The organism is Stenotrophomonas sp. HMSC10F07 (assembly GCF_001807895.1).
Classification (GTDB): domain Bacteria; phylum Pseudomonadota; class Gammaproteobacteria; order Xanthomonadales; family Xanthomonadaceae; genus Stenotrophomonas; species Stenotrophomonas sepilia.
Genome location: NZ_KV791362.1, coordinates 8,502 through 22,619 on the forward strand (window position 1 = coordinate 8,502; position 14,118 = coordinate 22,619).

The following is a 14,118-nucleotide window of genomic DNA, read 5'->3' on the forward strand; positions in this document are numbered from 1 at the left end:
CTGTAGAGCCGAGCCATGCTCGGCTGCTCTCCGCACCGCCCCTCGACGGGCCGAGGAGCACAGGGGACCGGTGCGCAGCATCGGCTCGCGGCCGGCGGCGCGTCTCTTCTGGTTGCTTTTCTTTTCGCGCGAAAAGAAAAGTAACGCCCCTGAGCGATGCAGATCGCATCAGCAGGGATCGAAACGACGCCGTCGACTCAGTCACCGCCTCAACGCATTGATCGCCAGCAACACCCATCCAGCCATCATGCTGGTGCCACCGATCGGCGCCATCCGTGTCGGCCACTGCCACAACGCCCCACCCACCAGGCTGCCGGAAAACAGCAGGACCCCCAGCAGCAGCACGTACAGCGCCAGGTGTGCGATCACCCCCTGCGCGCGCGGCCCAAGCGCCACCAGCACCGCGCCATGCGCGAACGCATACAGCGCCGCCATGTTCAGATGCTGCTGCGCCAACGGGTCGGCCACGCCATGCGATGCATAGGCAGACAGGCCGATCGAGACGGCAGCCAACAGCGCCCCCAGGCAGGCCAGCAGGGAAGGCTTACGTGCGCGACGTTCCAGATTGAACATGAGGGCTCCTTGCGCAGCGCCCCTTGCCGGGCGCCGGATGAAAAAAAACGCGCCGCAATGAGCGGCGCGTTTTCGTGTCCAACACTACATGGGGCAGCCGGGGATTACTTGACGGCCCAGTAGATGTCGTAGGTACCTTCCGGGGTGAACGACTTGTCGATGCCGTCCTTCCAGGTTTCGTACGGACGGTCGATGACTTCGTTGCCCGAGGTCACGGCCCAGGCACGCAGGCCGTTGCGCGCCACGTCCAGACCCGCCATGTGGCCGGTGTAGGCCGCATGCGCCGAACGGTGCGGAGCAACGTGCACGTACTTGACCGGAGCGCCGCCGTCGATCTTGACGGTCAGCTCGTCGGCAGCAGCACCTTCGGCACCCTTCTTCTTCACCGGCTGGGCAATGTCGAAGGCGTACTTCTCCTGGCCGAAGTCGGTGGTGATGATGCGGAACGGACCGGCAGCTTCAAGGCCATTGGCCTCCATCACGCGCTTGATCCACTCCTGGTTGTCCTTGATGGACTTGGTGATGGTGTCCTGACCGCGGTCCACGTTGCCGGCGTTGACCACCAGCAGGTTCTCGGCCGGCACTTCAACGATGGCCAGGTCGGTCAGCGGGGCTTCCGGCGTGCGGTAGTCCACGTTCGGCACGGTTGCGAGCATGTTGGCCATGCGCGACAGACCCATCTTGATGTCGTCGCCGATCTGGCGGCTGACATACAGGCCGGCGTAACGGCCGAACAGGTCGAAGCCGTACTTCACCGAGTAGTCCTGGGTGATCTTGACGTTGCGACCGCCCTTGCCGGTCGGCTCCAGGTTGAAGGTGGTGACCTTGTCGTGACCCTTGGTGGCGTCCTCGATGGCGATCACAACACGCTTGTTCTCTTCGGCTTCGGTGATCTTCCAGGAACCGGTACCCAGGTCCTTGGAGGTGAAGTCGAGGGTGGCACCGACACCCGAGGCCGGGCCGGACAGCTTCAGGTCAACGGCGGGATCGCGCAGTACCAGCGGGTTCCAGTCCTTGAAGCGGCGCAGGCTGCTGACCGTGTCGTACACGATCGTCATCTTGCGGTTGGTCTCGATGCTTTCGGTGATGTGACGCTCGCCCGGCAGACATACGCCAATGATGACGAACAGGCCAGCCACGATCCCCAAGGCGATCAGGAACTCGATAATACGGGTCATTCAGAGAGTCTCCGGGGCCGATCCCACGGCCGGGTTGATTGAAGCGAAGCGCCAATCCTAGCAGGCTTCGCGGGCATTGTTTATCGGGATTGGCGCACCGGTTTCCCTGCCGGCTGCGTATTTGTATGGACAAAGGATTCGAAGGGTAACGCATACCGCTACCCGGCAAGTAGGGGTCAACCCTGGCGGAAACCCCCGGCCACGACCCAAGTCTTTGTACTTGAAAGATTTTTCTTATACCAGCTGGAGTTCGAAGGCCTTCAATACGGCACGCGTACGGTCGCGCACACCCAGCTTGGAAAGGATGTTGGACACGTGGTTCTTGATGGTGCCCTCGGCGACGCCCAGCGAATTGGCGATCTCCTTGTTGGAGAAGCCACTGGCCATCAGCCGCAGGATCTCGGTCTCGCGGTCGGTCAGCGGGTCCGGGCGGTCCAGGCTGACGAATTCATTGCGCATGTGCTCCAGGCCGGACAGCAGGCGCTGGGTTACCGCCGGCTGCACCAGCGATCCCCCGTCGGCCACGGTGCGGATGGCACCGACCAGCTGTGCCAGGGTGACGTCCTTGAGCAGGTAGCCCTTGGCACCGGCCTTGAGCCCGGCCAGCACCAGCTGATCGTCGTCGAAGGTAGTGAGGATGATGGTCGGCGGCAGCTGTTCCTGCCTCGACAGCACCTGCAGGGCCTCCAGCCCCGACATCACCGGCATGCGCATGTCCATCAGCACCACGTCGGGGCGTACCTGGGGGATCAGCTCGACCGCCTGCCGGCCGTCGCCGGCCTCGGCCACCACCTCGATGCCGTCGTCGAGCGCCAGCAGGGAGCGGATTCCCTGCCGCACCAGGGTTTGGTCGTCGACCAGGCAGACGCGAATCATCAACGCACTCCTTCAGGAACCTTGGTAAGGGCCGCCACCAGCACCGTTGCCGGCACCGTCGCCCGCAGCCGGAAACCCTCACCGGGGCGGGTTTCGATCTGCAGCTGGCCACCACATTGTTGCAGGCGCTCGCGCATGCCGCGCAAGCCATTGCCCACATTGACCATATCCGCGCCGACACCGTCGTCGCGGGCCTCGACCACCACCCGATCGGGGGCTTCACGGTACACCTTGATCCACAGGTGGCGGGCACTGGCATGGCGCACCGCGTTGGTGATGATCTCCTGGGTGCAGCGCAGCAGTACGTGGGCCCGCTGCGGGTCCTCCACGTTCAGCGGATCCTCGATCTCCAGCTGGATGTCCAGCGAGGGCACGTTCTCGGTCAGCGGGCGCAGGGCCGCGGCCAGATCGATCGCGCCGGTCTCGCGCAGCTGGCTCACGACCTCGCGCACGTTGCCCAGCAACAGCTTGGCCAGCGCGTGCGAGCGCTTCACGTGATCCAGGGCCTGGCCCTCGGCCAGGTGCCCGGCGACCTCCAGGTTCAAGGTCAGCGCGGTCAGCTGGTGGCCCAGCAGGTCATGCAGTTCGCGCGAAATGCGGGTGCGCTCGTTGACCCGTGCGCTCTCGGCCAGCAGGGCGCGGGTGGCGCGCAGCTCTGAATTGAGCCGGCGCTGCTCGTCGCGGGCCTCGGTCTGCTGACGCGCAACCAGGCTGGTCACGAAGATGAACATGGAGAAGCCGCCGTACAGCAGCGACTGCATCACCGCTTCGAACAGCGGGAAGCGCAGCAGCATGTAGTAGACCGGAGCCACGGCCAGCTGGCTGACCAGCAGCCACAGCACCCCCAGCCGTACCGACAGCATCCACGGAATGACCCCGGCGGCCACCATCATCAGGATGCTGCCCAGGCCCGACCCGCTGAGGAAGCTGACCCCCAGCGCCGAGACCGTCAGCAACAGCAGCAGGCTGCGGTCCAGCCAGCTGGTGTGGCTGTCGCTGCGCAGGATGCGGGTCAGCCAGTAGTAGGCCGTGCCGAAGGACAGGTAGGCAACGAACAGCAGGATCGCCCAGCCGCCCATGTCAGCGCGGCTGTGCAGGTTCTCGAACTGCGAGTACGCCAGCGGCAGGCCGACCATGACCCAGGTGAACAGGCCGGCCAGGCGGAGGACGCGGGTATGGCTGAGGACTCCCAACATGCCAGCACTCTACGGGCCCGGCCTGCGTCGCGCACTCCCACGGAAGTCATGCCCCTGCAGTCGCCTGTTCATGCCGCAGCCCACCCCGGGCATGCAATAATCGTGCGCAGGGTCCCTTGATGGACCAACCGCGTTACCCCACGGAGTCACAATGTCGATTGTCATCCGCGACGTGCGCGAGCACGAGCTCGATTCCGTCCTGGCTTTGAACAACAATGCTGGCCTGGCCATCCTTCCCCTGGATGCGGCCCGCCTGCGCCTGTTCTATGAAACCGCTGAATACTTCCGCGTCGCCGAGCGCGACGGCAACCTGGCCGGCTTCCTGATCGGCTTTGGCAGCGACAGCCAGCACGACAGCAGCAATTTCGCCTGGTTCAAGCAGCAGCTGGACACCCCGTTCTTCTATATCGACCGCATCGTGGTCGCCAGCCGCCGTCGTGGCGGCGGCGTCGGCCGTGCGTTCTATGCCGACGCGCAGAGCTTCGCCGAACTGCGCTACCCGCAGATGACCTGCGAAGTCTTCCTCGACCATGGCGCCGATGCCGCCCTGCTCTTCCACGGCAGCTTCGGCTTCCGCGAGCTGGGCCAGAACACGATGCCGCAGGTCGATGTGCGCGCCAGCATGCTGGCCAAGGAACTGTGCAGCAACCCCTGGGTCAAGGAGACCTACGGCGGCAAGCTGCCGGATGTGGCATGGACACGCGCACGGCAGCTGCCGGCGCAGGCACAGCGGCCGACGGGGACCTGAGCGTGGCGGTGAATTTCGATTACGAACAGGCCGGTGAACTGAAGATCGGCCAGGTGGGCATCGCCAACCTGCGCATCCGCACCCTTGATGTCGAACGCCTCGTGCAGGAAATGCGCGAGCGCGTGACCCGCGCCCCGAAGCTGTTCGGCCGCGCCGCGGTGATCCTCGACTTCGGCGGCCTGAGCCAGGTGCCGGATGTGGCCACCGCGCAGGCGCTGGTCGATGGCCTGCGCAGCGCCGGCGTGCTGCCGGTGGCGCTTGCCTATGGCACCAGCGCGATCGACCTGCTCTCGCAGCAGCTCGGCCTGCCGCTGCTGGCCAAGTTCCGAGCGCAATACGAGCGTGCCGAGGCCGAACCGGCCCCGCCGCCGCCTGCACCGGAGCCGCGCCGCGCAGCCCGTGCCGAACCGAAGCCGGCCCCGGCAACGCCGGTGGCCAAGGTGGCCGACGCGGCTGCACCGAAGCCGGGCCGCATGCAGCTGGGCAACGTGCGTTCGGGCCAGCAGCTGTACGCGGAGAACTGCGACCTGACCGTGATGGCCACCGTCGGCGCCGGCGCCGAGGTCATTGCCGATGGCAGCATCCACATCTACGGCACCCTGCGCGGCCGCGCGCTGGCAGGGGCCCAGGGCAACACTGCGGCACGCATTTTCTGCCGTGATTTCCATGCGGAACTGGTCGCCATTGCCGGCCATTACAAGGTACTGGACGATGTCCCGGACAACCTGCGCGGCAAGGCCGTGCAGGTCTGGCTGGAACAGGACCAGATCAAGATCGCTGCGCTGGACTGACGCAGCCCCCAAACAGAATCATCAGGAGAAGTCCTTTGGCTGAAATCATCGTAGTCACCTCCGGCAAGGGCGGCGTCGGCAAGACCACTTCCAGCGCGAGCCTGGCCTGCGGCCTGGCGCGGCGCGGCAAGAAGGTGGCGGTGATCGACTTCGACGTCGGCCTGCGCAACCTCGACCTGATCATGGGCTGCGAACGCCGCGTGGTGTATGACTTCGTCAACGTCGTGCACGGCGAAGCCACCCTCAAGCAGGCCCTGATCAAGGACAAGCGCTTTGACAACCTGTACGTGCTGGCCGCCTCGCAGACCCGCGACAAGGACGCACTGACCCAGGAAGGCGTGGGCAAGGTCCTGAAAGACCTGGCCGCCGACGGTTTCGACTACATCATCTGCGACTCCCCGGCCGGCATCGAGAAGGGTGCCTTCCTGGCGATGTATTTCGCCGATCGTGCGGTGGTGGTGGTGAACCCGGAAGTGTCGTCGGTGCGCGACTCCGACCGCATCATCGGCCTGCTCGACTCGAAGACCCACAAGGCCGAGTCCGGCCAGGACGTGCCGGCCTTCCTGCTGCTGACCCGCTACACCCCGCTGCGCGTGGAAAGCGGCGAGATGCTGAGCATCGCCGACGTCGAGGAAGTGCTCGGCCTGAAGGCGATCGGCGTGATTCCGGAATCGGGCGACGTGCTCAACGCCTCCAACAAGGGCGAGCCGGTCATTCTGGATGTCGAATCCGCTGCCGGCCAGGCCTATGAAGACGCCGTCGCGCGCATCCTCGGCGAAGAACGCCCGATGCGCTTCACCAACGTCGAGAAGAAGGGCTTCTTCAGCAAGCTGTTCGGAGGGTAAGCATGGGCCTGTTTGATTTCCTCAAAGCGAAGAAGACCACCGCCGAAACCGCCAAGAACCGCCTGCAGATCATCATCGCGCAGGAACGCAGCCACCGTGGTGGCCCGGACTACCTGCCGCTGCTGCAGCGCGAGCTGCTGGAAGTGATCAAGAAGTACGTGAACATCGACGTCGATGCGGTGAAGGTCGACCTGGTAAAGGATGGCCAGCACGACGTGCTGGACATTTCCGTGGCGCTGCCCGAAGGCCCGGACAAGCCCTGATCCCCTGCCCCGCCCGTGCCTGCATGGGCGGGGCTGTCTGACCCGCATGACCGATACGACAACCGCCGTGGACATCACCTGCGTGGGCGACATCGCCTTCGCCGACGCGCAGCGCCTGCTCGCCGCGCATGGCCTTCGGCTGCACCACGTGGCGGCCGGTGAACCGATTCCCGGCAGTTACTGGGGCGAGCCAGAGGCCGGCATCATCGCCAGCAACGTGTACGTACGCGATGACACGCCCGTGCACTCGATGCTGCATGAGGCCTGCCACCTGATCGTACTGCCGCCGGAGCGGCGTGCGCAGGTGCACACCGATGCCACCGACTCGGTGGCCGAGGAAGACGCGACCTGCTACCTGCAGATCGTGCTGGCCGGGCAGCTGCCCGGTGTCGGCAGCCAGCGGCTGATGGCCGACATGGATGCGTGGGGATATACGTATCGGCTGGGATCTACCCAGGCGTGGTTTGAACAGGACGCCGAAGACGCGAAGGCGTGGTTGATCGAACGCGGCTTGCCGGTGGCGTGATTCACCGGGAACCGGGGTCAGATCCTTTTTGCGTCGCAAAAGGGATCTGACCCCATCACCCCATCACCGTATCAGCCCTGCCCGGCCAGCGCGCGCAGGGTGATGCCGACGATGTAGGCCAGGTACGTGCCGGTGGCATAGCCCATCGTCCCCAGCAGCACGCCGACCGGCGCCAGGGCCGGATGGAACGCCGCGGCCACCACCGGCGCCGAGGCTGGGCCACCGATGTTCGACTGCGAACCGATGGCGAAATAGAAGAACGGTACCTTCAGCAGCTTGCCCAGGCACCACAGCAGCACGATGTGCACGCTGATCCAGATGATGCCCAGCAGGAACAGCCACGGGCGGTCCAGCAGCGCCAGCAGATCCATCTGCATGCCGATGCAGGCGATCAGGAAGTACAGCAGCAGCGAGCCCAGGCGCGATGCGCCCGCGCCTTCCAGGTTGCGCGCACGGGTGAAACTCAGGCTGAGGCCGAGCGTGGTCGACAGCACCACCACCCACACGAACGGCGCGTCCAGGCTGAACTGCGCAGCCCAGCTGACATTCGCCTTGAACCACGCCGCCAGCGGTGCGCCAATGGCGTGAGCCAGGCCGACACCGCCGAAGGCCACCGCCACGATCAGCATCAGGTCGGTCAGGCTGGGAATGCGTTCGTGTTCGGCCTGGAAGCGCGCGATGCGCTCCTTCAGCTCATCGATGGCCGAGGTATCGGCGCCACTGCGCGCGTCGATCTTCGCCGCGCGCCCGGCCAGGAAGATCAGCGCGGCCATCCATACGTAGCCGACCCCGACGTCGACCACCGCGAACTGTCCGAAGGTGGTCGCATTGACGTCGAACACTTCACGCATCGCCAGCATGTTGGCGCCGCCGCCGATCCAGCTGCCCGCCAGCGCGGCCATGCCGGCCCAGGTGTCTCCGGCCACGGTTTCCGGATGCACGGCACGCATCAGCAGGAACGCCACCACCGCACCGAACATGATGCTGGCCGAGGCACCCAGGTACATCAGCACCAGCTTCGGGCCAAGCCGCAGGATGCCCTTGATGTCGACCGCAAGGGTCAGCAGGATCAGCGCCGCCGGCAGCAGGATGTCGCGCGCGATCGGGTTGTAGAGCCGGGTGTTCTGCCCGTCGATCAGGCCCACAGTGTTGTAGATGCCGGGAATCAGGTAACACAGCAGCAGGGCCGGCACGAAGGTGTAGACGCGCTTCCACAGGCCCTGCTCTCGCGAGGCGGTCCAGAACACGGCGCCAAGGGTGGCGGCGATCAAACCGAAGACGACGATGTCGTTCTGGATCAGGGCAGTCGAAGGCATGCAGGCGCTCTGGTAGAGCCGGCCGCTGGCCGGCTGCTGTTGGCGGCAGATCCGGAAGGTGCACCGACCAACGGTCGGCACCCACCGGTAAAGCAGAGGGTGAAACAAAAGCGCCGCCACGAAGGGCGGCGCTGCAATCATCAATTGCCGATGTGCTGCTTCAGCCAGGCATTGACGGTGTCATGCCACAGGATGCTGTTGTTCGGCTTCAGCACCCAGTGGTTTTCATCCGGGAAGTACAGGAACTTCGATTCGATGCCCTGGCGCTGGGCGGCGGTGAACGCGGCCAGGCCCTGCTCGACCGGAATGCGGAAGTCCTGCTGGCCGTGGATGACCAGGATCGGCTTCTTCCAGTCCGCCACGTGGTTGACCGGGTTGAACTTCTCGTAGTTGGCGGCCTTCTGGTACGGCGTGCCGCCCTGCTCCCACTCGGTGAACCACAGTTCTTCGGTGGCGTAGCCCATCATGCGCTGGTCGAACACGCCGTCGTGGTTGACCAGGCACTTGAACGGGCCGTTCCAGTTGCCGGCGATCCAGTTGACCATGAAGCCGCCGTAGCTGGCGCCCAGCGCGCAGGCCTTGTCACCGTTGAGGAAGGAATACTTCTTCAGTGCCGCATCCCAGCCCTTCTGCAGGTCTTCCAGCGGGCGGTCGCCCCAGTGCTGGCTGATCGCATCGGTGAATGCCTGGCCATAGCCGGTGGAGCCGTGGAAGTCGATCATCACCACCGCGTAGCCCTGGCCCGCGTAGGTCTGCGGGTTCCAGCGGTAGCTCCAGCCATTGCCGAAGCTGCCCTGCGGGCCGCCGTGGATCAGGAACGCCACCGGGTAGGACTTGCCTTCCTGGTAGTTGTGCGGCTTGACCACGTAGCCGTGCACGGTGTCGTTGTTCCAGCCCTTGAACTCGAACTGCTCGTAGTCGCCGAAGGACACGTCCTTCAGCACCTCGCCTGCGGCCGGGGTCAGCGCGCGCAGTTCGCCGATGGCTTCGCCCGCGGCCGGCAGCAGGCCGACCAGCACCTGGTCGTTGCTCTTCAGGCTGTTGCGGGTGATCGCCACGCTGTTGCCGGCCACGTCGACCGCGGTCACGCTGCCGTCGCCGATCAGCTTGGTGGCCTTGCCGCTGGCCACGTCGATCTGGAACAGCGGGTGTTCGCCGAGGTCGTCGGCGGTGGTGTAGATGCTGGCGCCGTCGGCGGACAGGGTGATGCCACCGGCCGAACGATCCCACTGCGGGGCAATCTCGCGGCTCTTGCCGCTGGCAACGTCCATCGCCATCAGGCCGAAGCGGTCGGCCTCGAAGCCCGGGCGCTTCATCGCACGGTAGAACAGCGTCTTGCCGTCGGCACTGAACACCGGGCCGGCATCCCAGGCCGGGTTGGAGGCCGTCAGGTTGACCGGCGCCTGCTTGCCGGCGGCGTCGAAGCGGTACAGGTCGAAGTTGGTCGACCACGGCTCCTGCTTGCCGGCCACGCGGATGCTGGCCACCACGCTGGCGCCGTCCGGCGACCAAACGAAGTCGTCATTGCCGCCGAACGGCTTGGACGGCGCATCACCATCGATGGTCGCGCTCAGCGCCGAAGCGCCCTTGACTGCACCGGCCTTGGCTGCCGGCAGCGGAGCGACGAACAGGGTGTTGCGGCGACCGTCGTTCCAGGTGTCCCAATGGCGCACGAACAGCGAATCCCACACCTGGCCGCTGGCCTTGGCGTCCTTCTTTTCCTTCAGCTTCTTCTCGGTGCAGGCCAGGTCCGAGGCGCACGCCTGGAACACGCCGGCGCTGAACAACACGCGGTCGTCCTGCGGCGACACACGGTAGCTGTCCACGTCGACCGGGAAGTCGGTCAGCTGGCGCGGGGTGCCGCCGCTGATCGGCTGCGCGTACAGCTGCTGGCTGCCGTTCCTGGCACTGAGGAAATACACGGTCTGGCCATCGGCCGACAGCGAAGCGGAATTGACGTTCCAGCCGGCCGGGGTGATCTGCTTCGGCGGCGCTGCATCGCGGGTGCGCAGGTTGCGCGCGTACAGCGCGGTGGAGGCCTTGAGATTGGCATCCACGCTGCGCTTGGCGAACACCACGGTGCCGCCGTCAGCGGTCAATACCGGTGCGGAGACGCGGTCCATGGCCACCATGTCGCGGACTTCCAGGCCACGGGCAGCGGCGACGCTGGGCAGGGCGGCCAGCAGGCTCAGTGGCAGCAGGGCATGACGCAGTTTCATCGGGGTCTCCGCAGGACGGCAAAAAACCGATGGTAGGCCCGCATGGCCGGGGCTGCCAAGGCCATCGGTCATGGCTGCAGGCGGGCAATCGCCAGAAACAGCAAACCGCGCCGTAGCGCGGTTTGTGGGGACGCCGGGGTCGGATCCGATTCCGGCGGAATCGGCCCTGACCCCAGACGCTGTCAGCGCGGGGTCGGAGTCCTTCCCTGCGGGAAGGCGTCCGACCCCATTGCTTACGCCTTGGCGTACTTGCCGGTGCGATAGATCAGCCAGCCGACCAGGAACAGCACGGCCAGGCCGATCCACTGTGCGCCCGGCAGGTGGAACGGCACCGCCAGCACGTCGGCGCGGCTGCTGACCACGATCGGAATCGCGATGGCGATGCCCATCAGTGCCTCACCCGTGATCAGGCCGGCGGCAAACAGCACGCCCGGCTTGTGCACGCGGTCGCGGCCTTCTTCGTCATCGGCGCGCACCTTGTGGAAGCGCTCGACCAGATGGGCGATCAGGCCGCCGAGGAAGATCGGCACCATCAGTTCCAGCGGCAGGTAGATGCCGATAGCGGCGGCCAGCACCGGCACGCGGAAGCGGGCGTTGCGCGACTTCAGCCAGCTGTCGAAGGCGATGATGGCAGCGCCGACCACAGCACCAATGCCGATGAAGGTCCACGGCAGTTCACCACCGAACAGGCCCTTGGCCACCGAGGCCATCAGGTTGGCCTGCGGCGCAGCCAGCGCGTTCGGGTGCAGCTCGGACTTCACGCCGATGCCGTAGGCAGTGGCCAGCAGGTTCAGTACCGGGGCCATGATCAGTGCGCACGAGAACGCACCGATGCCCAGCATCAGCTGCTGCTTCCACGGGGTGGCACCGACGATGTAACCGGCCTTGAGGTCCTGCAGGTTGTCACCACCGACCGCGGCGGCACAGCACACCACCGCACCAATCATGATCGCGGCCACCGCGCCCAGCGGCGCCCCGCCGGCACCGACCGGCTTGAGGCCGTCAGCGCCCAGCAGCACGACCAGCACGGCCGAGGCGAACAGGATGGTGGAGATGGTGATGCCCGAAACCGGGTTGTTGGACGAACCGATCAGGCCGGCCAGGTAGGCCGAGACCGAGACGAACAGGAAGCCGGCGACGATCATGATGAGGGTCATCGGGATCGACACGTGCCACTGGCCGACGATGGCCTGATACAGGGCCAGCAGCGGCAGCACGAACGCCACCAGGGCGACCAGCATCCACTTCATCGGCAGGTCGCGCTCGGTATGCGCCAGCACCGGGCCACCACTCTTGCGGGCCGCGGCGAAACCGCTCTTGACGCCGTTGAGCAGCGACTTGCGCAGCGAGATCAGGGTCCAGATGCCACCGATCAGCATCGCACCAACGCCCAGGTAGCGCATCTTCGCGCCCCAGATGGCGAACGCGGCCTCGGTGGAGGAAGCCGCAGCAACCGACGCGGCCAATGCCGGATCGGTGTTCATGAAGAACGCCTGGTAGATCGGAATGGCGATGTGCCAGGTCAGGATCGAGCCGGATACCACCACGATGCCGACGTTGAGGCCGACGATGTAGCCCACGCCCAGCAGTGCCGGCGACAGGTTGGTGCCGATGAAGGCGGTGACCTTGGAGCTGCCGACATAGGCCGAGGTGGCCCAGGCGTCCGGGATCAGGCGCATGCCGCTCTCCGCAGCCAGCTTGACGAAGGCGCCGATCACCGCCGACAGGCCGAGGATCTTCAGGCCCGGACCCGGGTTCTCACCGGCCTTCAGCACTTCCGCCGCCGCCTTGCCTTCCGGGAACGGCAGCGGGTCTTCAACGATCATCGAACGGCGCAGCGGCACCGAGAACAGCACGCCCAGCAGGCCGCCCAGGCCGGCGATGCCCAGCACCCACCAGTACTTGAAGTCCGGCCAGTAGCCCATGATCACCAGCGCGGGGATGGTGAAGATCACACCGGCGGCGATCGACGAGCCGGCCGAGGCGCCGGTCTGCACGATGTTGTTCTCGAGGATGGAACCACCACCCAGCAGGCGCAGCACGCCCATGGAAATCACCGCGGCGGGAATGGCGGTGGCGATGGTCAGGCCTGCGAACAGGCCGAGGTAGGCGTTTGCGGCCGACAGCACCACCGCCAGCACGATGGCCAGGGCCACTGCGCGGAAGGTGAGCTGCTTGGGCGCAGCGTCGTGGTTCATGGAAGCCCCTGCTGGCAAAAAATCCCTGTCACGCTAGCGTTCAGGACAGATCAAGTCCAGCGTGCCAAAGGATGGGGCAGCCGCCACAGCGCAATGAGGCTGTGCGTGAAGCCGGAATCGGCAGACACGGCAAAGTCCGGCTGGGATCACCTGAATTGATATGTTATATCTTAATACTACCCTGTAGCTTCCGCATCGCATGCCCCCTTCCCCCTCCTCTCGCCTGGCCTCCATCGACCAGCTGCGCGGCACCGTGATGCTGCTGATGCTGCTGGACCACGTGCGCGAGACCTTCTTCCTGCAGCACCAGGTGAGCGACCCGATGGACGCAGCCACGGTCTCCCCTGCGCTGTTCGCCTGCCGTCTGCTGGCCCACCTGTGCGCACCCGTGTTCGTCCTGTTGACCGGCCTGTCGGCCTGGCTGTACGGCCAGCGCCAGCCGGATCCGCGCCGGGCCACAGGCGCCTTCCTGCTCAAGCGCGGGCTGTTCCTGGTGGTGCTGGAACTGACCCTGGTGAACTTCGCCTGGACCTTCCAGCTGCCGCCGCACACGCTGTACCTGCAGGTGATCTGGGCCATCGGGCTGAGCATGATCGCGCTGGCCGGCCTGCTGTGGCTGCCACGCCCGGCCCTGCTGATGCTGGCAATCGCGGTGGTGGCCGGGCACAACCTGTTCGACGGCCTTCGGGTGCAAGGCAATGGCCTGCTGGCGGTGCTGTGGAAAGTACTGCACCAGCGCGACTGGATCGAGGCTGGCACGCTGCGCCTGCGCACCTCCTATCCGGTACTGCCGTGGATCGGGGTGATTGCGCTGGGTTATCTGATGGGGCCCTGGTTTGGCCGCGCGCGCGCGCCGGAGCAGCGCCAGCGCTGGCTGCTGTGGGCAGGCGTCAGCGCGCTGGCCCTGTTCGCATTGCTGCGGTTGGCCAACGAATATGGCGATGCGCCCTGGCAGTACCAGGCCACCACGCTGCGTACCTGGCTGAGCATCTTCAACGTCACCAAGTACCCGCCGTCCTTGCAGTTCCTGCTGCTGACCCTGGGCGTGGGAGTGTTGCTGCTGCGGCTGTACGAATGGCCGCCGCTGGCGCGGGCACTGCAGCCGCTGGCCGATATCGGCGCTGCGCCGATGTTCTTCTACCTGCTGCACCTGTACGTACTGAAGGGGCTGTACCTGGCCGCGTTGGCGGCCTGGGGGCCGACCCATGGCGAGCTGTATGCCCTGGATTCGGTCAGCGGCCTGCTGCTGGTGGCCTGTGCGCTGGCGGTGGTGCTGTACCCGCCGACGCGGGCCTTCGCGCGGTTCAAAGCGCGAAGGCGCGATCTGCCTTGGTTGCGATACCTGTGATCGCCCAGGCCAGCCCGGCAATCCACGCATGGCGTGGATCT

General features: G+C 65.9%; 13 protein-coding genes. 6 read left to right on the forward strand and 7 right to left on the reverse strand.

Translation table 11 applies throughout. From position 1 onward, the window contains the following. Nucleotides 1–201 precede the first annotated feature (201 nt). The 4 genes from HMPREF3114_RS07705 to HMPREF3114_RS07720 all read right to left on the reverse strand — a co-directional run bounded on the left by HMPREF3114_RS07705 (nucleotide 202) and on the right by HMPREF3114_RS07720 (nucleotide 3,823). Nucleotides 202–573: a DUF423 domain-containing protein gene (locus HMPREF3114_RS07705; protein ID WP_005415687.1), complete on the reverse strand. Its 372-nt coding sequence runs from the start codon at nucleotides 571–573 to the stop codon at nucleotides 202–204. 104 nt (nucleotides 574–677) lie between these two features. Continuing rightward, on the reverse strand, nucleotides 678–1,751 hold the full coding sequence (locus HMPREF3114_RS07710; RefSeq protein WP_005415686.1) for a polyketide cyclase: 1,074 nt from the start codon (nucleotides 1,749–1,751) through the stop codon (nucleotides 678–680). Between the two features lie 234 nt (nucleotides 1,752–1,985). Further along, nucleotides 1,986–2,627: a response regulator gene (locus HMPREF3114_RS07715; RefSeq protein WP_006424175.1), complete on the reverse strand. Its 642-nt coding sequence runs from the start codon at nucleotides 2,625–2,627 to the stop codon at nucleotides 1,986–1,988. After that, nucleotides 2,627–3,823 (reverse strand): sensor histidine kinase, encoded by a 1,197-nt coding sequence (locus HMPREF3114_RS07720; RefSeq protein WP_053497662.1) that lies wholly within the window; start codon nucleotides 3,821–3,823, stop codon nucleotides 2,627–2,629. The genes HMPREF3114_RS07715 and HMPREF3114_RS07720 overlap by 1 nt, the downstream gene beginning before the upstream one ends. A 151-nt stretch (nucleotides 3,824–3,974) precedes the next feature. Here HMPREF3114_RS07720 and HMPREF3114_RS07725 point away from each other — a divergent pair, with 151 nt between their 5' ends. The 5 genes from HMPREF3114_RS07725 to HMPREF3114_RS07745 are packed head-to-tail and all read left to right on the forward strand — an operon-like array spanning nucleotide 3,975 to nucleotide 6,996. After that, the gene (locus tag HMPREF3114_RS07725; RefSeq protein WP_070489509.1) at nucleotides 3,975–4,571 is read left to right on the forward strand and encodes a GNAT family N-acetyltransferase; all 597 of its coding nucleotides are present in this window, start codon (nucleotides 3,975–3,977) and stop codon (nucleotides 4,569–4,571) included. Beyond that, nucleotides 4,517–5,362 carry a septum site-determining protein MinC gene (gene minC / locus HMPREF3114_RS07730; RefSeq protein ID WP_049413254.1) on the forward strand — a complete coding sequence of 282 codons (846 nt, stop codon included), beginning with the start codon at nucleotides 4,517–4,519 and terminating at the stop codon, nucleotides 5,360–5,362. Before HMPREF3114_RS07725 ends, minC begins: the two co-directional genes overlap by 55 nt. Nucleotides 5,363–5,397: 35 nt before the next feature. After that, nucleotides 5,398–6,207, forward strand: coding sequence for a septum site-determining protein MinD (gene minD, locus HMPREF3114_RS07735; protein WP_005415682.1), 810 nt, complete (start codon nucleotides 5,398–5,400; stop codon nucleotides 6,205–6,207). A 2-nt stretch (nucleotides 6,208–6,209) separates the two neighbouring features. Further along, the gene (gene minE, locus HMPREF3114_RS07740; RefSeq protein ID WP_005408532.1) at nucleotides 6,210–6,470 is read left to right on the forward strand and encodes a cell division topological specificity factor MinE; all 261 of its coding nucleotides are present in this window, start codon (nucleotides 6,210–6,212) and stop codon (nucleotides 6,468–6,470) included. A 46-nt stretch (nucleotides 6,471–6,516) separates the two neighbouring features. Next, complete coding sequence (locus HMPREF3114_RS07745; RefSeq protein ID WP_053497660.1) at nucleotides 6,517–6,996, forward strand: hypothetical protein; 480 nt, start codon at nucleotides 6,517–6,519, stop codon at nucleotides 6,994–6,996. A 71-nt stretch (nucleotides 6,997–7,067) separates the two neighbouring features. On the opposite strand, the gene HMPREF3114_RS07750 is transcribed toward HMPREF3114_RS07745, so the two are convergent. From HMPREF3114_RS07750 to HMPREF3114_RS07760, 3 genes are all read right to left on the reverse strand, one after another. Then, nucleotides 7,068–8,312: a DUF819 family protein gene (locus HMPREF3114_RS07750; protein WP_070489510.1), complete on the reverse strand. Its 1,245-nt coding sequence runs from the start codon at nucleotides 8,310–8,312 to the stop codon at nucleotides 7,068–7,070. Between the two features lie 140 nt (nucleotides 8,313–8,452). Beyond that, nucleotides 8,453–10,531: an alpha/beta hydrolase family protein gene (locus HMPREF3114_RS07755; RefSeq protein WP_070489512.1), complete on the reverse strand. Its 2,079-nt coding sequence runs from the start codon at nucleotides 10,529–10,531 to the stop codon at nucleotides 8,453–8,455. Between the two features lie 233 nt (nucleotides 10,532–10,764). Then, nucleotides 10,765–12,729 (reverse strand): OPT family oligopeptide transporter, encoded by a 1,965-nt coding sequence (locus HMPREF3114_RS07760; RefSeq protein ID WP_049435318.1) that lies wholly within the window; start codon nucleotides 12,727–12,729, stop codon nucleotides 10,765–10,767. A gap of 199 nt (nucleotides 12,730–12,928) precedes the next feature. Here HMPREF3114_RS07760 and HMPREF3114_RS07765 point away from each other — a divergent pair, with 199 nt between their 5' ends. Next, nucleotides 12,929–14,077 (forward strand): acetyltransferase domain-containing protein, encoded by a 1,149-nt coding sequence (locus HMPREF3114_RS07765; protein ID WP_053497659.1) that lies wholly within the window; start codon nucleotides 12,929–12,931, stop codon nucleotides 14,075–14,077. Nucleotides 14,078–14,118 lie beyond the last annotated feature (41 nt).